Here is a 19444-nt window from a genome sequence, read left to right on the forward strand (position 1 = left end):
TCAGCGTCGTCTTGCCGTGGTCCACGTGGCCAATCGTGCCCACGTTGACGTGCGGCTTGGTACGTTCAAATTTTCCTTTTGCCATTTCAATTCTCCAAAGAGCAGGCCCGTGTACAGGTTTTATGTTTGCACGATGCTGCTGATTCGCCCCGCACGGGGAACAGGGCGGCGCATCGTCGCAGACAGAGGGCAACCGCAGTTACCCTCAAGGGATTTTTTACTTGGCGCGTGCGGCCACAATGGCTTCAGCCACGTTACGCGGAGCTTCCGAGTAATGCTTGAATTCCATGGTGTAAGTCGCGCGACCTTGTGACATCGAGCGCAATGTGGTCGAGTAGCCGAACATTTCGGACAATGGCACTTCAGCTTTGATCGCCTTACCGCCACCGACCATGTCGTCCATACCTTGCACCATGCCGCGACGTGAGGACAAATCGCCCATCACGCTGCCAGCGTAGTCTTCAGGTGTCTCCACTTCCACAGCCATCATCGGCTCCAGAATCACAGGACTTGCTTTGCGGCAACCTTCTTTGAAACCAAAGATGGCAGCCATCTTGAAGGCCATTTCGTTTGAGTCCACATCGTGGTACGAACCGAAGTGCAGCGTGACTTTCACGTCAACCACAGGGTAGCCCGCGAGCACGCCTTGACCCAAAGCCTCAATCACGCCTTTTTCCACCGCAGGGATGTATTCACGAGGAACCACACCGCCCTTGATCGCGTCAACGAACTCAAAGCCTTTGCCAGCCTCTTGTGGCTCAACCTTGAGCACCACATGACCGTACTGACCCTTACCGCCAGACTGACGAACGAACTTGCCTTCAGCATCTTCGACAGTCTTGCGAATGGTTTCGCGATAAGCCACTTGGGGCTTGCCCACGTTAGCTTCCACGCCGAACTCACGCTTCATGCGGTCAACAATGATTTCCAAGTGCAATTCGCCCTGGCCACCGATGATGGTCTGACCAGACTCTTCATCGGTTTGCACACGGAAGGATGGATCCTCAGCAGCCAAACGCGACAAAGCCATGCCCATTTTTTCTTGGTCAGCCTTGGTCTTAGGCTCCACAGCTTGACGAATCACGGAGTCAGGGAACACCATGCGCTCCAAGGTGATCACCGCCGCAGGATCGCACAAGGTCTCGCCCGTGGTGACATCTTTCAAGCCCACGCAAGCAGCGATATCACCCGCACGGATTTCGTCCACTTCTTCACGGTTGTTGGCGTGCATTTGCACGATACGACCGATGCGCTCTTTCTTGCCGCGCACCGAGTTGTACACCGTGTCGCCCTTTTTCAGAACGCCAGAATAAACACGCACAAATGTCAACTGCCCCACAAACGGGTCGGTCATCAACTTGAACGCCAAGGCAGAGAATTTTTCGTCGTCGTCGGCCTTACGGATGACTTCCTTCTCGTCTTCGTCATAGCCTTTAATGGCTTTCACATCCAAAGGAGAAGGCATCAGCTCAAGCACAGCATCCAGCATGCGCTGAACACCTTTGTTCTTGAAAGCCGTACCGCACAACATGGGCTGAATTTCGCTGTTGATGGTACGCACACGCAAACCATGCGTGATCTCTTCTTCCGTCAAGTCACCCTCTTCGAGGTACTTGTTCATCAACTCTTCAGACGCTTCGGCCGCAGCTTCCACCATCTTTTCGCGCCACTCTTTGGCCAATTCGACCAAATTGGCTGGAATTTCTTCAAAAGTGAACTTCATGCCTTGAGACGCTTCGTCCCAAATGATGGCTTTCATTTTGCGAAGGTCAACCACGCCGGTGAAGTTTTCTTCAGCGCCAATTGGAATCACGATAGGGACAGGGTTGGCCTTCAAGCGCAACTTCATTTGGTCGACGACCTTGAAGAAGTTGGCACCCGTGCGATCCATCTTGTTCACAAAGGCCAAGCGCGGCACTTTGTACTTGTTGGCCTGACGCCACACAGTTTCAGACTGGGGCTGCACGCCGCCCACCGCACAGTAAACCATGCAAGCCCCGTCGAGCACGCGCATAGAGCGCTCCACCTCGATGGTGAAATCCACGTGACCGGGGGTGTCAATGATATTGATGCGATGGTCTGGGAAAGAACCATCCATGCCCTTCCAGAAACAGGTGGTCGCAGCAGAAGTGATCGTGATGCCACGCTCTTGCTCTTGCTCCATCCAGTCCATGGTGGCAGCACCGTCGTGAACTTCACCAATCTTGTGGTTCACACCGGTGTAAAAAAGAATACGCTCTGTCGTGGTGGTCTTACCAGCGTCAATATGCGCTGAAATACCAATGTTGCGATAGCGCTCAATGGGGGTATTGCGAGCCATGTTTTACCTTTGAATTTAGAAGCGGAAGTGGCTGAATGCCTTGTTGGCTTCGGCCATGCGGTGCACTTCGTCACGCTTCTTCATGGCACCGCCACGGCCTTCGGAGGCTTCCAGCAGTTCGTTGGCCAGGCGCAGCGCCATGGACTTTTCGCCACGCTTGCGCGCAGCTTCTTTGAGCCAACGCATAGACAAGGCCAAGCGGCGCACAGGACGCACTTCGACAGGAACCTGATAGTTGGCACCACCGACGCGGCGAGACTTGACCTCAACCATTGGCTTGACGTTGTTGATGGCGACAGAGAACAGCTCGAGCGGATCTTTGCCCGACTTCTGTTCGATTTGCTCCAACGCACCATAAATGATGCGCTCAGCAACCGCCTTTTTGCCGCCTTCCATGATCACGTTCATGAATTTGGACAGCTCGACATTGCCGTACTTAGGATCCGGCAGGATTTCACGTTTAGGGACTTCGCGACGACGTGGCATTTGATCACCTCTATTGCTTCAGTTGGCATCCTTTCGGACACCGCGAAAGTCATCATGACTTCCACTTACTCGACCCACACCCAACACGGGCGCTTGGGGTCACTTCGTTTTGTGCCGTCTGCCTGACGACCAAAACACCATTTTTGCGACTTAAGCCTCGCAGGGCCTGCAGCTTTTATGCCTTAACACAAGAGCCGTCTTTGAAAGCAATTAAGCCTTCTTAGGACGCTTAGCGCCGTACTTGGAGCGAGACTGCTTGCGATCTTTCACGCCTTGCAAGTCAAGCGAACCACGCACGATGTGATAACGCACACCAGGCAAGTCCTTGACACGACCACCGCGCACCAGAACCACCGAGTGTTCTTGCAGGTTGTGGCCTTCACCGCCGATGTAGGAAATGACTTCAAACCCGTTGGTCAGACGCACCTTGGCGACTTTACGCAGAGCAGAGTTAGGCTTTTTAGGCGTCGTTGTGTACACGCGAGTGCACACACCGCGACGCTGCGGCGAATTTTGCATCGCAGGGCTTTTTGACTTGGTCTGTTCGACCTCGCGCCCCTGACGCACCAGTTGATTGATGGTTGGCATTGAAAAACGTCCCTAAACGTTTGATTAAAAAAGAAAACGTGAATCCCTTCGGAAATTCCGAAAAGCCTTCTAGTGTATCAGCATCGCCCCAACAGGTAAAGCCAGCTACAGTATGACGAAGAAAGAATTACTTAACCCACAGCCGCACAACATCCCAAGCGCGGCCAAGCACGCCTGCCTGTTCAACTGTCTCTAGAACCGTCAAGGGCACGTCCACCAACGGCTGTTGATCCAACGTCACCTTCAGTGCGCCCAGCACCTGTCCGCGCACCATAGGGGCAACCAAGGGCTCAGGGCGTGCCGCTTGTGTTTGAATCCGACTCGCTGCGCCAGCGGGCACCGCCACCACAATAGCTTGGGAACGACCTAGCTTGACCACATTGCTGCGCCCCTTCCACACACTGGGGGAAACTACGGCTTGGTTGGCCTCAAACAATTTGACGGCATCAAACGCTGTATATCCCCAGTTGAGTAGTTTTTGCGACTCCGTAGCCCTCGCATTTTCGCTGGAGGCGCCCAACACAATGGACAACAAACGACGCGGTCCGACGCCAGGGGCCTCACGCTTGGCCGTCGCGATCAGACAAAAGCCTGCCGCTTCGGTATGCCCAGTTTTCAACCCGTCCACACTGGGATCTCGAAACAACAACAAATTACGGTTGCTCTCGTTGGCAGTCGGTGTGCCTGGGTAGCGGTACTTTTTGATGGCGTAATAGCCTACATAATCAGGAAAGTCCTGCACCAAACGACTGGCCAAAATACTCAAATCACGCGCGGTGGTGATATGGCCAGCCTCGGTCAATCCTTCGGGATTTTTATACCCAGTGGACTTCATGCCCAGCACCTTCGCCTGCGCATTCATCATCTGCACAAAATGCTCAGCAGTTCCGCCGACCCCCTCTGCCAAGGCCATCGTCGCGTCATTGCCCGACTGAACAATCATGCCCTTGACCAAGTCCTCCACAGGAACTTTCATTTTGGGATCGATGAACATCCGCGAGCCCGGCATCTTCCATGCGCGCTCGCTCACGGGCATGGTTTGTTGCAACGTGATCTTTTTAGATTTGAGCGCGTCAAAGACCAAGTAAGCGCTCATTAGCTTCGTCAAAGAGGCTGGCTCCACAGGCTTGTCGGCATCTAGCTCAGCCAGGACTTGGTTAGCAGTCACATCAACCAGCAAGTAAGCACGGGCAGCAATTTCAGGCGGCTGAGGCATTTGAGCATGCGCATGCAGCAGACACATTGCCGCCATCCAAAAACCAAGGGAGACAGTACGCAAGGTTCGGATCATGGCCATCTTCAATTCAAAAGGAAAACGAGTCAAAGCCCTGCCGTCGGCATCTCAGGCATTCAGGTGGCGAACCACCAAGCTCTTCAAAAGAGGCAATTGTCCATGAAAGAAGTGCGCGCCCCCCGGGACCACCGTGACCGGCAAGCTTTGTGGACGCGCCCAATCCATCACCGCCGACAGAGGGACTGTGTCATCTTGCTCGCCATGCACGACCAGGGTTCGCTCATGCGCCTCCAACGGCACATTGGCCACCGTAAAACGCGATGCAGCAGTTCCCACAAACACCACTTTTTCAACTGTGCGCTGCCCCCACAAGGCGGCCAACGCATGGCTTGCAACAAAAGAACCGAACGAAAAACCCGCCAAGGCCAAAGGCCCCTCAGGCGCTACCTGTTCGACCACACGCAAAAAATCTTGCGCTTCGCCTTGGCCAGCATCGTGCGTCCCCGCAGATGCACCGACCCCTCGAAAATTAAAGCGCACCACAGACCAACCGCACTGAACAAGAGCGCGCGCCAAAGTCTGCACCACTTTGTTGTCCATGGTCCCGCCGAACAAAGGATGAGGGTGCGCTACGACGGCCACACCACGGGAGGGGGCCATCGGTTCGTCGCGTAACGCTTCAATTTCGCCGACCTCGCCTTGCAAAATCAGCCGTTGAGTTTGTGAGTTCATGGCGCAGCCTTTTCAGCGACCTACGTCCGCAGGAACCAGCAAACGCTCAACAGGCTTGCTATTTTTGAGATGGCTTTCAACAATTTCGCTGATGTCTGCCTTGTCGACAAAGCTGTACCAAACAGCCTCCGGATACACCACAGCCACAGGCCCACCTGCACAGCGGTCCAGGCACCCCGCCTTGTTCACGCGCACCCCGCCCGGCCCAGACAAGCCAGCGGCCTTGACCTGTGCTTTGCAATGCTCGAAGGCTTCCTGTGCGCCGTGCTCAGCGCAGCTTGCTTGGCCGTTGTCGCGCTGGTTCAAACAAAAGAAGATGTGGTGCTTGTAGTAAGAGGCTTGTGTCATGCCTTGAATTCTAGGTTTACCCAGTCTCACCGGTCACTCAACCGTTCTCGACTCAAACGCGACAGCGTAAACACCAACGCCACATAAGGCCACAACCAACCCAGCCACTGCACCAGCCCATGGAAGCGAATGAACTGCCCTTGTTCCCAAGCCTGAAGAGTTTGCGCAAAGTAAGCGCTCTCTGGCGATTGGTTGAGCACGCTTTGCTGCACCAACAGCGCCAACATCAAAAACGCCAAGCACATACGACCCGAGGCAAAAACAAACACCAAAGCCAGCACAAAGCCCAAACCCAAACCCAGCATCACAGGCAAGTCCAACCATGTCCACGCGTGGCTTGGGCCATAACTCAACGCGGCCGACAAGGCGCTCATGCCCAAAGCCATAGCCAAAACAAGCAGCAAATACGCCACGCGTTGCCACCGTTGGCGAATCACGGCAAAACCCAACAAACCAGGAATCAACAAACCCAACACCACACAGAGCAACTCTGCACCGGGCAACAAAGGCTCCAATTCAAAACCGCGCAGAGGGATCCAATCTTGAAATGGTGACGCATCGAAAGCGCTCGTCAGTGCATCTTCCACGCGCTCCCACACCTGCCCTAAACCCAAAGGCACCGCCACGGGAAACAACAAGGCAACTGGCCACAACGCCATCAGCACCAACGCCAAGTGCGCATCACGCACAAACCAGCGCGACTTGAACTGACTCCAGCGGTGCAACAGCCCCAACTGCTCCAAGGCACTTGCCACACAGGCACCGAGCCACGCACCTAGCGTGTTGAGTAAAAAATCTGCCTGCGACGGCACGCGCGCTGGCAAATAACTTTGCAGCCCTTCCATTGAAAAAGAAAGCAACGCGGCTGCAGCCGTGCTCCAAGTCACGGCACGCCAGCGCCAACCCATACGCATGGCACTGAGCGTTAGAAAAAATCCGAGGGGGGCGTATCCCAAGACATTGGACGCCACATCAAAACCGGTCCAATATTTAGGCCACGGCGCAGTCAGAAATGACCAGGGCTCAATGCCTTGGTCGCGCCAATGATCAAAAGGATACAGGCTGGCGTAAATGATCAACGCCACGCAAATTTGCGACAAAGGCCACGCAGAGGTTTTTTGCATGGACCACCCAATTCAAACCTCAGAAAGGCTTGACAACCACCAAGATCACAGCGACCAGCAACAAGACCACGGGAACTTCGTTGAACCAACGAAACCATACATGACCGCGCTGGTTGGTGTGTGCTTCAAATTTACGCAACAAGACGCCACAAGCGTGGTGGTACCCCAAGGCCAACAACACCACCGTGAGCTTGGCATGCATCCAACCGTTGCCAGGCCCCCAACCAATGCCATAACCCAACCACAGCCAAAGCCCCAGCGCCACGGCGGGAATCATCAACAGCGTGGTAAAGCGCATCAGCTTGCGCGCCATCAACAACAGGCGCTGCTCCTCCGCCACCGACTCAGGCGAGACCTGGGCCAAGTTGACGAAGATACGTGGCAAATAAAACAAGCCGGCAAACCAGCTAGCCACAAAGACGATATGAAAAGATTTAACCCACAACATGCAGTCAGTTTAGCCGGGTCTAAAAAAAGCCCGACACAAGGTCGGGCATAAATGCCTGCGTGCTGATCGCGCAACAGGCCCCGCTTAGGGAGGAAAAGCGGGGAGCAGCAAGCTGCTCCATGTCAATCTAGCAAACGCTTTGATGCAAAACAATGGGGGAAACGTCAGGCTTGAGGCACAATTTTGCCCATGACACACCCGTACACCGCAGCTCTCGCCCCCTTCCCCGCCAACCGCCCTCGTCGGCTGCGACGCGACGACTTCACGCGTCGCTTGGTGCGCGAACATGCCTTGAGCACCAACGACCTGATCTACCCCGTGTTCGTGCTCGAAGGCGAGAAACGCCGTGAAGCAGTCGCCTCCATGCCCGGCGTAGAGCGTCTGAGCCTTGATTTGTTATTACCCGTGGCTGAGCAATGTGTGGCATTGGGCATCCCTGTGATGGCCTTGTTCCCAGTCATCAGCAACCACCTGAAAACACCCGATGGCAGAGAAGCCACCAACCCCAAAGGCTTGGTACCTCACGTGGTGCGCGAACTGAAAAAGCACTTTCCCGAGCTTGGCGTCATGACCGACGTTGCCCTAGACCCATTCACCAGCCACGGACAAGACGGCTTACTCGATGACACCGGTTACATCCTGAACGACGAGACCGTGGCCGTATTGACCCAACAAGCCCTGACCCAAGCGCAAGCAGGCGTAGACATCGTGGCACCCAGCGACATGATGGATGGGCGCATAGGCGCAATCCGAACAGCACTAGAGGCGCAAGGTCACATTCACACGCGCATCATGGCCTACAGCGCCAAATACGCGAGCGCGTTTTATGGCCCATTTCGTGACGCCGTGGGCTCTGCGGGCAACCTGGGCAAAAGCGACAAAAAGGTCTACCAAATGGACCCCGGCAACAGCGACGAGGCCCTGCGCGAGGTCGCTCTGGACATCGCAGAAGGCGCCGACATGGTGATGGTCAAACCTGGCATGCCTTATCTCGACATCGTGCGTCGCGTCAAAGACACCTTCCAGGTTCCGACCTTTGCCTATCAAGTTTCTGGCGAATACGCCATGCTCAAAGCGGCCGCGCAAAACGGCTGGCTCGACCATGACGCGGTGATGATGGAAAGCTTGCTCGCCTTCAAACGTGCCGGCGCAGACGGCGTATTGACCTACTTTGCCCTGGATGTGGCACGCCTGCTGAAAAAGTAAGCGCCATCAAGCCAGGTGCTTGGCAAAAAATGCCATGGTGCGCTCCAACGCCAATTTGGCCGACGGCTCATGCCATGCACCCCGGTGGTTGCAGTTGAAGCCATGGTCAGCGGCATAAACGTGTACCTCCACCGTGGGTTGTGCTTTTTTGAATGCCTCGACAGTGTCCAGAGGAATCCAGTGATCTTGCTCTGCGTAATGCGCCAGCACTGGGCAATGTGGCTGACGTGCGCGCTCTTCGTGACTGGTGCTGCCTCCCCCGTAATACGGCACAGCTGCGCTCAACCCTTTGACCAATGAGGCCGCGCGCCAAGCCAGCAGCCCACCCCAGCAATAGCCCACGATGCCCACTTTGCCGCCGCTGTGTTTGGCAGCGTAATCAACCGCCGCTTGTATGTCCGCCATCACGCCCGGAGCGGGCAGCGCCTCCACCGCCGCTTTAAGCGCAATACCGGCTTGCATGTCATCGGGCGTATAGCCCATCTGCACCGCTGGTTTGACGCGGTCAAACGTGGCTGGCGCTACCGCCAAATAGCCCGCAGCAGCATAGCCATCGGCCACTTCGCGAATATGGGCATTGACACCAAAAATTTCCTGCACCACAACGATCGCGCCTTTGGGCTTGCCGTGGGGTTGGGCGACGTAGGCAGAAAAAGCAAATCCATCAGAAGAAGTCAAATGCACGGTGGTCATGGTGTTACCTTCAAAATCTAAAAACAGAATGTCCATCAGGTTACTCTGTTTTAAAACCCTACATGCTATCGTGGTGCGCTTGAAAATAGACTCGCTAAAAAACCAGGAGACTTACTTGAAACCCGTTCTTTTGATCACCGGCGCAAGCCGTGGCATTGGCGCTGCCACCGCCCTGTTGGCCGCCCAAAATGGCTGGGGCGTAGCTGTCAACTACACCCAAAATGCACTGGCCGCCGATGACGTGGTGCGCCAGATTCGCCAAGCCGGTGGAACGGCAATCAGCGTGCAAGGCGATGTCGGTCACGAAGACCAAATCCTGGCCATGTTTGCGCAAGTTGACGCCAAACTCGGACGTATCCGTGGCTTGGTCAACAGCGCCGGCATTGTCGATATGACCAGCCGCGTGGACGAAATGAGCTGGACCCGCGTCGAGCGCATGATGCGCGTCAACGTGTTGGGGTCATTTGCCTGCACCCGTGAAGCCATCCGCCGCATGAGCACCCGTCACGGTGGTGAAGGCGGCGTCATCGTCAACCTCAGCAGCGCAGCTGCACGACTTGGCGCGTCCGGCCAGTACGTCGACTACGCCGCTAGCAAAGCCGCCATCGACACCCTGACTTTGGGCGTCTCTAAAGAAGTCGCCGCTGAAGGCATTCGCGTCAACGCGGTGCGTCCCGGTGTGATCGACACCGACATTCATGGCAGCGGCGGCTTACCCAACCGCGCCAAAGAGCTCGCACCGCTCATCCCCATGCAGCGCGCAGGCACTGCGCAAGAAGTGGCACAAACCATTGTCTGGTTGCTCAGCGACGCCTCCAGTTACATCACGGGCACCTGCATCGACATAACCGGCGGCCGCTGATTCGCCCCTGACCACACCATCTGATTGACTTAGGACTCTTCATGACCATTGCCTCCATCCAGCACTTCATCGCCGGGCAGCACGCCGCAGGCGTGAGCACCCGCACGCAGCCGGTGTACAACCCCGCCACCGGTGCCGTCACTGCCAACGTCTCCCTGGCCAGCAGCGACGATGTCAACGTGGCCGTCGCAGCCGCACAAAAAGCTTTCCCGGCCTGGGCCGACACCTCACCGCTGCGCCGCGCACGCGTGATGTTCAAGTTCTTGGAGCTACTCAACAAACACAAAGACGACCTGGCCCGCATGATCACCGCCGAACACGGCAAGGTGTTCACCGACGCGCAGGGCGAGGTCACGCGTGGCATCGAAATCGTCGAGTTCGCCACCGGCATTCCGCAGCTCCTCAAGGGCGACTACACCGAACAGGTGTCCACCGGGATCGACAACTGGACCATGCGCCAGCCCCTGGGCGTGGTGGCAGGCATCACCCCTTTCAACTTTCCAGTCATGGTGCCCATGTGGATGTTCCCGGTAGCCATCGCCACAGGCAACACCTTTGTCTTGAAGCCCAGCCCGATTGACCCCACCCCCGCACTCTTCATGGCCGACTTGCTCAAACAAGCAGGCCTGCCCGACGGCGTGTTCAACGTGGTGCAAGGCGACAAAGAAGCCGTGGACGCCCTGCTGGTGCACCCTGACGTCAAAGCGGTCAGCTTTGTCGGCTCCACCCCGATTGCCAACTACATCTACGAAACCGGGGCCCACCACGGCAAACGCGTGCAGGCCTTGGGCGGCGCGAAAAACCACATGGTGGTGATGCCCGATGCCGACATCGACCAGGCGGTCGATGCCTTGATTGGCGCGGCGTATGGCTCTGCTGGCGAGCGCTGCATGGCCATCAGCGTGGCAGTGTTGGTTGGCGATGTCGGCGACCGCATCATGCCCAAGCTGATCGAACGCACCAAAACTTTGAAAGTACTCAACGGCACCAACTTGGCCGCAGAGATGGGCCCCATCGTGACCGACATTGCGCACAAACGCATCACCGGCTACATCGAACAAGGCGCCAAAGAAGGCGCCCAGCTGCTGGTCGATGGCCGGGTGTTTGACGGCAAACAAGCAGGTGAGGGTTGCGGCAACGGCTTTTGGATGGGGGGCACCTTGTTTGACCACGTCACGCCCGAGATGCGCATCTACAAAGAAGAAATTTTTGGCCCCGTCTTGAGTTGCGTGCGCGTGGCCGACTTTGCCCAAGCCGTGGCACTGATCAACGCCCACGAGTTTGGCAATGGCGTGAGCTGCTTCACCCGTGACGGTGGCGTGGCACGCGAGTTTGCCCGTCGCATTCAAGTGGGCATGGTGGGCATCAACGTGCCGATTCCTGTGCCGATGGCGTGGCACGGTTTTGGCGGTTGGAAGAAGAGTTTGTTTGGCGACATGCACGCCTACGGCGAAGAGGGTGTGCGTTTCTACACCAAGCAAAAGAGCGTCATGCAGCGCTGGCCGGACAGCATTGGCAAGGGTGCTGAGTTCGCCATGCCAACGTCTAAGTGATGCTCGCATTGCGCTGGTGCGACGTGGGCAGCCAACCATGGCGCCTCAGTCGCTTCGCGCCAGAAAGTTGCCATGTCAGGCCACCCACGCCACACCATCGCAAAGCCCTAAATACGGTTTATCCCGCATGAGCGACACCCAGTTTGACTACATCATCGTCGGCGCAGGCACCGCTGGCTGTCTGCTGGCCAACCGCCTGAGCGCCAACGCCAGCAAACGGGTGTTGTTGATCGAAGCAGGTCGCCGTGACGACTACCACTGGGTGCATATTCCCGTGGGGTACCTCTACTGCATTGGCAACCCACGCACCGACTGGCTCTACAACACGGCTGCTGAGGCAGGTCTGAATGGCCGCAGCTTGCGCTACCCGCGTGGCAAGGTGCTGGGCGGATGCTCTAGCATCAACGGCATGATTTACATGCGTGGCCAGGCGCGTGACTACAACCACTGGGCCGACCTGACGGGTGACGCACGTTGGCGCTGGGACAACTGCTTGCCGTATTTCAAGCTGCACGAAGACCACCACGGCGGCGCCGACGCCCTGCACGGTGCCAAAGGTGCGCGCAGCGAGGTGTTGCTCAATGACCGCACGGTGTATGGCGAAACCCTGCGCCATCACGTCGCAGGGGGCGAGTGGCGCGTAGAGCGCCAGCGTTTGCGCTGGGACGTGCTCGACGCCTTTGCCCAAGCCGCCGTGCAAGCGGGCATTCCTGCCACCGACGACTTCAACCGTGGCGACAACGAAGGCGTGGGCTATTTCGAAGTCAACCAAAAAAATGGCTGGCGCTGGAACACGCCCAAAGCTTTTGTGCGCCCCACCTGCTACGCACGGCCCAACTTTGAACTCTGGACGTCGGCTCAAGTCGTTAAATTGTTGATGACCACCGATACCGACGGCCAAGCCCACTGCACAGGCGCGCAGGTGTGGACCGGCCACGGCCATGTCACTGTGACTGCCAAACAAGCCGTGGTGTTGAGTGCAGGCAGCATTGGCACACCGCAGATATTGCAACTCTCGGGCCTGGGCCCCGCAGACTTGCTCAAGCAACACGGCATTGAGCCGGTGATCGACTTGCCCGGCGTGGGTGCCAACCTGCAAGACCATTTACAAATTCGTTCGGTCTTCAAGGTGCAGGGCGTGACCACGCTCAACACCTTGACCAACAGCTGGTGGGGCAAAGCCAAGATTGGCTTGGAATACTTGTTCAAACAAAGTGGCCCCATGAGCATGGCGCCGTCACAACTGGGCGCCTTCACGCGCAGCAGCCCCAACCAGCCTTACCCCAACATCGAATACCACGTGCAGCCCCTCAGTCTCGATGCGTTTGGCGAGCCACTGCACAGCTTTCCCGCCTTCACCGCCAGCGTGTGCAACCTCAACCCCACCAGCCGTGGCACGGTGCATATCCGCAGCCCGCACTTTGCCGATGCGCCCCAGATCGCACCTAACTACCTCAGCACCCCCGAAGACCGTCAAGTGGCCGCCGATTCGCTGCGTGTGACACGACGCATCGCGGCTCAACCCGCACTTGCCAAATACCAGCCCGTTGAGTGGAAACCGGGCGTGCAATACCAAACCGACGCCGAGCTGGCACGCTTGGCGGGCGACATTGCCACCACCATCTTCCACCCCGTAGGCACCGCCCGCATGGGCCGCGTGGATGACCCGCTGGCCGTGGTGGACACCGAACTGCGGGTGCGCGATGGACGCGGCGGCGTGGTGCGCGGCCTGCGCGTGGTGGATGCCAGCGTGATGCCCACCATCACCAGCGGCAACACCAACAGCCCCACCTTGATGCTGGCTGAAAAAGCCGCCCAATGGCTGGCCCACGAGGCACTCAAGAATTGACGCGCCCGGGTAAGCCCGCAAGGGAAAGTCCTGAGGACTACCGCACACAAGAAAACGTACATTCTCAGCACTCACAACAGCCAACGCGCTGTTGAAAGAGGGTCCGAGGAGACATACAAACAGCTCTGCTCACAGAGCGTTGATAGGAAAAGGCACCGGTTGATCCCGGTGCCTTTTGCTTTTGCCCTCTTCATTTCAGACCACAATCCCCGCATGGAACTTTTGATCGCCACCTTCGCCTCGGCGCTGGCTGGTTTTGTGGATTCGATCGTCGGTGGCGGCGGCTTGATTTTGCTGCCCGCCCTATTTGCCGTTTATCCCGCTGCCACGCCCGCCACCCTGCTAGGCACCAACAAAAGCGCCTCCGTCTGGGGCACCAGCTTTGCTGCCTGGCAATACAGCCAACGCGTGTCCATGCGCTGGCGTGCACTGCTGCCAGCCGCAGGTTTGGCCATGGCCGGGTCGTTTGCAGGCGCGTGGTGGGTCACCCTTATCTCACCCGACTTTTTACGTCGCCTGTTGCCCTTGGTGCTTTTTGCCGTGCTGCTGTACACACTGGCGCGCAAAGACATGGGCCGTCACCACCGGCCACGCTTTGAAGGTCGCGCCGAGCTGTGGGCCACTTGCGCTGTGGGCCTGACGATTGGTTTTTACGATGGGTTCTTTGGCCCCGGCACAGGCAGTTTTTTCGTCTTTTTGCTGGTGCGTTGGTTGGGGTACGACTTTTTGAATGCGTCGGTCGCGGCCAAGCTGCTCAATTTGTCGAGCAACGCCGCTGCGTTGGTGCTCTTCACCTGGAAAGGCCACGTCTGGTGGCACCTGGCGTTGCCACTGGCCATGGCCAATGTGGCAGGCAGCTTGTTGGGCACACGCATGGCCTTGCAGCACGGTGTAGGCTTTGTGCGCGGCATGTTCTTGGTGGTGGTGAGTGCCTTGATTTGCAAAACAAGCTACGACGCTTTTTTGCGTTAACCACTCAACTCAACGCTTGACTTTGAGATCCAAACTGGCTTTGTCGGCCAATGCTTCATCCACCTCTACAGACTTAGGTGGCCAAGGCACCGTAGCCACAGGGCGTGGCTTGCCGATTGGGCGCGTCGCTTGGCCCTTTTGCACGGCATCAATGTCTTCTTGCGCCGGGTATTGGCCCAAGATCACAAAGTCAAACACACGACGTGCAATCGGTGCCGCATTTTGAGCACCAAAGCCAGCGTTTTCCACCACCATAGCCAAGGCCACTTTGGGGTCATCCGCCGGGGCAAATGCGATGAACAAGGCATGGTCGCGCATGCGCTCGTCAATGTTGGCGGCGTTGTATTTTTCGTTTTGTTTGACGGTGTAAACCTGCGCCGTACCTGTCTTACCGGCGCTCACATACTGCGCGCCAATAAAACTGCTGGCCGAGGTGCCTTCAATGTTGACGCCCACCATGCCACGCTTGATGACCTCTAAGTTCTCTGGCGTCAACGGCAATTGCCCCACCGGTTCTTTGGCCACCAAGGTGGCCACCTTGGTCTCGACATCCACCACTTCACGCACCAAGTGCGGCTTCATCTTCAAGCCATTGTTCGCCACCGTGCCCGTGGCATGCGCAATTTGCAACATGGTGAAGCTGTTGTAGCCCTGACCAATCCCCAGTGAAATGGTTTCACCCGAGTACCAACGCTGTTGCTCAGGCTTCTTATAGGTGGTGCGCTTCCATTCGGTCGATGGCAACACACCGCGCGATTCACCCAAGATGTCGATGCCCGTGATTTGTCCAAAGCCGAGCGGCTTCATTTGCTCGTACATCAGGTCCACGCCCATGTCGCGCGCCAGGGTGTAGTAGTAAGTGTCACACGACTCCACGATGGACTTGTACATGTCCACCATGCCGTGCCCGCCTTCTTTGTCGTCACGGAAACGGTGGTTACCAAACATGAAGTAACCCGGGTCAGGAATCAAGGTTTTCTCAGCGCGCTTGCCCGTTTGCAAGGCTGCCAACGCCATGAAAGGCTTGTAGGTCGACCCCGGTGGATAGGTGCCACGCAACGCACGGTTGAGCAAGGGCTTGTCGGGCGACTCGTTGAGCGCCTGCCAGTTTTCAAAGTCAATGCCATCGACAAACAGGTTCGGATCGAAGGTGGGTTTGCTCACAAAAGCCAAAACTTCACCCGTCTTCGGGTCTAACGCCACCAAGGCACCGCGACGTTTGCCGTAGAGGTCTTCCACCAGCTTTTGCAGCTTGATGTCGATCGACAGCACCACACTGTTGCCCGGCACCGCCTGGCTGCTGTTGAGGCGCCGCACAGCACGGCCACCGGCCGAGGTCTCCATCTCTTGCACCCCGGTCGTGCCATGCAATTGCGCTTCGTAACTTTGCTCGACGCCAAGCTTGCCGATGTAATCTGTGCCGCGGTAGTTGCCAGAGTCTTCCGACTCTTCGATCTTGGCTTTTTCAGCCTGGTTGATGCGCCCGATGTAACCAATCACATGGCTGGCCAACTCGTTGTAGGGGTAGCTGCGAAACAAGCGCGCCTTGATCTCAACCCCAGGGAATCGGTAGCGCTGCGCCGCAAAGCGTGCCACCTCTTCATCACTCAAGCGGTTACGAATCGGCACCGACTCGAAACTCTTGGACTCGTCCATTTGTTTTTTAAAACGGCGCTTGTCGCGACTTTGGATATCGACGACAGATGCCAACTGCTCAATCACCTCTTCGAGTGGTACCACCAATTTAGAGGGCGTGATCTCCAAGGTATAGGCCGAGTAATTGGTCGCCAAGACAATGCCGTTGCGGTCCATGATGACGCCACGGTTAGGAACAATTGGCACGATGGCCGTGCGGTTGTTCTCGGCCTGTTCGTTCAGGTCCTCGTAGCGGATGACCTGCAAATAAAACAGCCGCAGCACCAAGACCAGAAAAGCCACCAAAATGGCGGCCGTCACCACCACCATGCGCTCCCTGAAACGGCGCAAGTCGCCTTCGATGTTGCGAATCACCCTCATAAGGGCCTTGTCACATCCGGATTAGGCGCGCGTCTTTGAGGCGCCAGCAACAACACGCTGACCGCTGGCCACAACAAGGCTTCGAGCAGCGGTGCCAACACAATCGACCAGCCCGGGAACACCGAGCCCGACATCATGCGCACGGTCAACTCCAAGGCATGGGCCGTCAAAAACAAAGGCAGCACTTGCATGGCTTGTGACGGCACAGTGAACCACAACAAGCGCCGATGCACCATCACCGCCAGAAAGCCCAATGCGGTGTAAGTCAATGCGTGTTGCCCCAGCAAAGCCGCTTGGTGCACATCGGTCACCACACCAAAGAAAAACGCGACGCCGATGCCCACCATGCGCGGCTGATGGACACACCAAAACACCAACACCAGCGCCAGAAAGTCAGGCATCCACGCTGCATTACCGATCAGACTCATGTTGACCAACATATTCACCAACAAAGCTGCCAGCAACGTGCCGCCAATAAACCAAGGACTGGCTGGCAGCAACAACTGATGACCGCGCGGCATGATCATCGGCGACCTCCTTTGAGGTTGGCCAAGGGCTGCGGCTTGTCAATCTGAGGCCGCGCAGGCAATTTGTCGGTCAGCGGCTCCAGAACCATCACGTGACGTGCGCCTTGCACGTGGCCCACTGGCTCACACAAGATGCGGGCAAATGCGGTTTCAGCGCGACGCTCTACTTTGGTCACCTTGGCTACTGGAATGCCCGGCGGGTATACGCCGTCCACACCACTGGTAGAGAGCAAGTCGCCTACCTCGATGTCCGCATTGGTAGCCATAAAACGCAGCTCTAGCAGGGGCGCGCCACCGGCCTCGCCAAAGGCCACGCCACGCGCACCCGTGCGGGTGTTGAGCACAGGAATCGAATGCTCGCGGTCAGTGACCAGCGTCACCTCACTCACCAGGGGCAACACACGCGTGACTTGACCCAAGATGCCATGCTCATCCATCACCGGTGAGCTAGCCTTGACACCGTGGGTCATGCCTTTGTCCACAATCAGTTTGCGGGTGTACGGGTCGGCCGCGTCATACAACACCTCGGCAGCCACGCCTGTCGTGCTCAAACGCTCGCGTAATCCCAGTAGCTCGCGCAATTGACGGTTTTCCAGCGCCAGTTGCTCCACCTGTCCCGATCGTTGGGCTTGCACCAACAGCTGCTGACGTGCTTGCCGCTCAGCGGCTTGTGCCACATCACGGGCCTGCATGTAGTCACTGCTGTACTCAGCCATCATCTGGGGGCGCAAAGCCAACCACTGCACCGGGTACAAAGCCACGGAAAGTACAGCCCGGATCGGCTGTGTCACCCCAAAGCGGACATCAGCCACCATCAACAGCACCGACAAGGCGCTGAAGAACAACAGTTTGGAGATGGCCGAGGGGCCTTGTTTGAAAAAGGCCGGTGGCGATCTGTCCAGCGTGCCAAGTGGCATGGGGTGCCGAGTTCAGTTGTAGGTGGGGTGATCGGCCAGCTTATTCGCTGGTGAAGATAGAGCCCAAACGCTCCATGCGCTCCAAGGCCAAACCGCAACCGCGCACCACACACGTCAGTGGGTCTTCGGCCACCAACACGGGCAAGCCGGTCTCTTCAGCCAGCAAGCGGTCCAAGTCGCGCAACAACGCACCGCCACCTGTCAGCATCATGCCGCGCTCGGCAATGTCCGCACCCAGCTCGGGTGGCGTTTGCTCTAACGCGTTCTTAACCGCAGACACGATGTTGTTGAGCGGGTCGGTCAGGGCTTCCAAGATTTCGTTCGACGAAATGGTGAACGAGCGTGGCACGCCTTCAGACAGGTTGCGGCCCTTGACTTCCATTTCCTTGACTTCAGAGCCAGGGAAAGCCGAACCGATTTTCTTTTTGATGGCTTCTGCCGTGGGCTCGCCAATCAACATGCCGTAGTTGCGACGGATGTAGTTGATGATGGCCTCGTCAAACTTGTCGCCACCCACGCGCACGCTGCCTTTGTAGACCATGCCGCCGAGCGAAATCACGCCCACTTCGGTGGTGCCACCGCCAATGTCGACCACCATCGACCCGGAGGCGTCCGACACGGGCAAGCCCGCACCGATGGCAGCAGCCATCGGCTCTTCGATCAAATACACCTCTGAGGCCCCAGCGCCCAAGGCCGATTCGCGAATGGCGCGGCGCTCCACCTGGGTCGAGCCGCAAGGCACGCAAATGATGATGCGGGGGCTGGGCTTCAACACCGAGCGGGGGTGCACCATCTTGATGAACTGCTTGAGCATTTGCTCGGTCACCGTGAAGTCGGCGATCACGCCGTCTTTCATGGGACGAATTGCCTCGATGTTGCCGGGCACTTTGCCCAACATGGCCTTGGCTTCGTGGCCCACGGCTTGAATGGTTTTTTTGCCTTGCGGGCCGCCTTCGTGACGAATCGACACCACCGAAGGTTCGTCCAGCACAATGCCTTTGTCGCGCACGTAAATCAGGGTGTTGGCGGTACCCAAGTCAATCGCCAAGTCGGTGGAAAAATACCGACGAAAAGATCCAAACATCACTGTCCTCTCAGGCGATGCGCAACAGGCGCATCACCACGTTGTTCGTGGTGCCCGCGGGCGCGGACACAAAGGCGAGATAATACCGCATCCCCCATAAAACACGGGTTTTTTCGGGCTGGCGCGCCCCTTTCACAGACCGCCCACCTTGACCATAAACCTTGACTGCACACGTATGTCCCTGACCGACCAAGACATCAGCCGCATTGCCAATTTGGCCCGGCTTGAGCTCCAGCCTGACGAACAACAGCGCATGCTGAGCAAAATCAACGATTTTTTCAGCATCGTCGAGCAAATCAGCGCCGTCGACACCACCGGCGTGGTGCCCATGGCCCACCCGGTCGACGCCATGGCCAATACAGGCGGCATCCACCTGCGACTGCGCCCTGACGTGGCGAGCGAGCCCAACCAGCGCGACGCCAACCAACGCAGTGCCCCCGCCGTGGAGCGCGGTTTGTTTTTGGTTCCCAAAGTGATTGAGTAAG

Annotated in this window: 20 protein-coding genes; 6 read left to right on the plus strand and 14 right to left on the minus strand. The window is 57.4% G+C overall.

The genetic code is table 11. The features are described 5' to 3' along the window. The 9 genes from B9Z39_RS16500 to B9Z39_RS16540 all read right to left on the minus strand — a co-directional run. A partial coding sequence (locus B9Z39_RS16500) for a GTP-binding protein (protein WP_042615313.1) occupies nucleotides 1-85 on the minus strand: 85 nt, incomplete at its 3' end. A gap of 132 nt (nucleotides 86-217) precedes the next feature. Next, nucleotides 218-2320: an elongation factor G gene (gene fusA / locus B9Z39_RS16505; protein ID WP_100146685.1), complete on the minus strand. Its 2103-nt coding sequence runs from the start codon at nucleotides 2318-2320 to the stop codon at nucleotides 218-220. Between the two features lie 15 nt (nucleotides 2321-2335). Beyond that, a complete protein-coding gene (gene rpsG, locus B9Z39_RS16510; RefSeq protein WP_100146684.1) occupies nucleotides 2336-2806 on the minus strand; it encodes a 30S ribosomal protein S7 in 471 nt (156 codons plus the stop codon). Nucleotides 2807-3016: 210 nt separating this feature from the next. Then, nucleotides 3017-3394: a 30S ribosomal protein S12 gene (rpsL, locus tag B9Z39_RS16515; protein ID WP_100146683.1), complete on the minus strand. Its 378-nt coding sequence runs from the start codon at nucleotides 3392-3394 to the stop codon at nucleotides 3017-3019. A 127-nt stretch (nucleotides 3395-3521) separates the two neighbouring features. Further along, a complete protein-coding gene (locus B9Z39_RS16520) occupies nucleotides 3522-4646 on the minus strand; it encodes a D-alanyl-D-alanine carboxypeptidase family protein (RefSeq protein WP_108302672.1) in 1125 nt (374 codons plus the stop codon). 90 nt (nucleotides 4647-4736) lie between these two features. Then, nucleotides 4737-5360, minus strand: coding sequence for an alpha/beta hydrolase (locus tag B9Z39_RS16525; protein WP_108302674.1), 624 nt, complete (start codon nucleotides 5358-5360; stop codon nucleotides 4737-4739). 12 nt (nucleotides 5361-5372) lie between these two features. Beyond that, nucleotides 5373-5708: a ferredoxin gene (locus B9Z39_RS16530; protein ID WP_108302676.1), complete on the minus strand. Its 336-nt coding sequence runs from the start codon at nucleotides 5706-5708 to the stop codon at nucleotides 5373-5375. Nucleotides 5709-5734: 26 nt separating this feature from the next. Then, nucleotides 5735-6832: a VanZ family protein gene (locus B9Z39_RS16535; protein WP_100146679.1), complete on the minus strand. Its 1098-nt coding sequence runs from the start codon at nucleotides 6830-6832 to the stop codon at nucleotides 5735-5737. A gap of 19 nt (nucleotides 6833-6851) precedes the next feature. After that, on the minus strand, nucleotides 6852-7280 hold the full coding sequence (locus B9Z39_RS16540; RefSeq protein ID WP_100146678.1) for a CopD family protein: 429 nt from the start codon (nucleotides 7278-7280) through the stop codon (nucleotides 6852-6854). 189 nt (nucleotides 7281-7469) lie between these two features. Between B9Z39_RS16540 and hemB the strand changes: the two genes are divergently transcribed. Further along, entirely contained in the window at nucleotides 7470-8486 is a 1017-nt protein-coding gene (gene hemB, locus B9Z39_RS16545; protein ID WP_100146677.1) for a porphobilinogen synthase, read from the plus strand. Nucleotides 8487-8492: 6 nt separating this feature from the next. Here hemB and B9Z39_RS16550 read toward each other — a convergent pair whose 3' ends face one another. Further along, on the minus strand, nucleotides 8493-9179 hold the full coding sequence (locus B9Z39_RS16550) for a dienelactone hydrolase family protein (protein WP_100146705.1): 687 nt from the start codon (nucleotides 9177-9179) through the stop codon (nucleotides 8493-8495). Between the two features lie 115 nt (nucleotides 9180-9294). Here B9Z39_RS16550 and B9Z39_RS16555 point away from each other — a divergent pair, with 115 nt between their 5' ends. The 4 genes from B9Z39_RS16555 (at nucleotide 9295) to B9Z39_RS16570 (ending at nucleotide 14415) form a co-directional block, all read left to right on the plus strand. Continuing rightward, entirely contained in the window at nucleotides 9295-10041 is a 747-nt protein-coding gene (locus B9Z39_RS16555; protein WP_100146704.1) for an SDR family oxidoreductase, read from the plus strand. Nucleotides 10042-10082: 41 nt separating this feature from the next. Beyond that, the gene (locus B9Z39_RS16560; RefSeq protein WP_108302678.1) at nucleotides 10083-11594 is read left to right on the plus strand and encodes a CoA-acylating methylmalonate-semialdehyde dehydrogenase; all 1512 of its coding nucleotides are present in this window, start codon (nucleotides 10083-10085) and stop codon (nucleotides 11592-11594) included. Between the two features lie 127 nt (nucleotides 11595-11721). Further along, the gene (locus B9Z39_RS16565; protein WP_108302680.1) at nucleotides 11722-13443 is read left to right on the plus strand and encodes a GMC family oxidoreductase; all 1722 of its coding nucleotides are present in this window, start codon (nucleotides 11722-11724) and stop codon (nucleotides 13441-13443) included. Nucleotides 13444-13656: 213 nt separating this feature from the next. Continuing rightward, the gene (locus B9Z39_RS16570; protein ID WP_108302702.1) at nucleotides 13657-14415 is read left to right on the plus strand and encodes a TSUP family transporter; all 759 of its coding nucleotides are present in this window, start codon (nucleotides 13657-13659) and stop codon (nucleotides 14413-14415) included. 9 nt (nucleotides 14416-14424) lie between these two features. Here B9Z39_RS16570 and mrdA read toward each other — a convergent pair whose 3' ends face one another. Genes mrdA through B9Z39_RS16590 form a run of 4 tightly spaced genes read right to left on the minus strand, consistent with a single transcriptional unit; the run spans nucleotide 14425 to nucleotide 18959 of the window. Next, nucleotides 14425-16431, minus strand: a complete 2007-nt coding sequence (gene mrdA, locus B9Z39_RS16575; protein ID WP_108302682.1) for a penicillin-binding protein 2 — start codon at nucleotides 16429-16431, stop codon at nucleotides 14425-14427. Further along, nucleotides 16428-16958, minus strand: coding sequence for a rod shape-determining protein MreD (gene mreD / locus B9Z39_RS16580; RefSeq protein WP_100146673.1), 531 nt, complete (start codon nucleotides 16956-16958; stop codon nucleotides 16428-16430). Before mreD ends, mrdA begins: the two co-directional genes overlap by 4 nt. Continuing rightward, nucleotides 16955-17875: a rod shape-determining protein MreC gene (gene mreC / locus B9Z39_RS16585; protein WP_100146672.1), complete on the minus strand. Its 921-nt coding sequence runs from the start codon at nucleotides 17873-17875 to the stop codon at nucleotides 16955-16957. The genes mreD and mreC overlap by 4 nt, the downstream gene beginning before the upstream one ends. A 40-nt stretch (nucleotides 17876-17915) precedes the next feature. Next, complete coding sequence (locus B9Z39_RS16590) at nucleotides 17916-18959, minus strand: rod shape-determining protein (protein ID WP_100146671.1); 1044 nt, start codon at nucleotides 18957-18959, stop codon at nucleotides 17916-17918. A 175-nt stretch (nucleotides 18960-19134) separates the two neighbouring features. On the opposite strand from B9Z39_RS16590, the gene gatC reads away from it, so the two are divergent. After that, on the plus strand, nucleotides 19135-19443 hold the full coding sequence (gene gatC, locus B9Z39_RS16595) for an Asp-tRNA(Asn)/Glu-tRNA(Gln) amidotransferase subunit GatC (protein WP_100146670.1): 309 nt from the start codon (nucleotides 19135-19137) through the stop codon (nucleotides 19441-19443). Nucleotide 19444: the final 1 nt, after the last annotated feature.

This window comes from Limnohabitans sp. JirII-29 (assembly GCF_003063395.1).
Taxonomy (GTDB): domain Bacteria; phylum Pseudomonadota; class Gammaproteobacteria; order Burkholderiales; family Burkholderiaceae_C; genus Limnohabitans.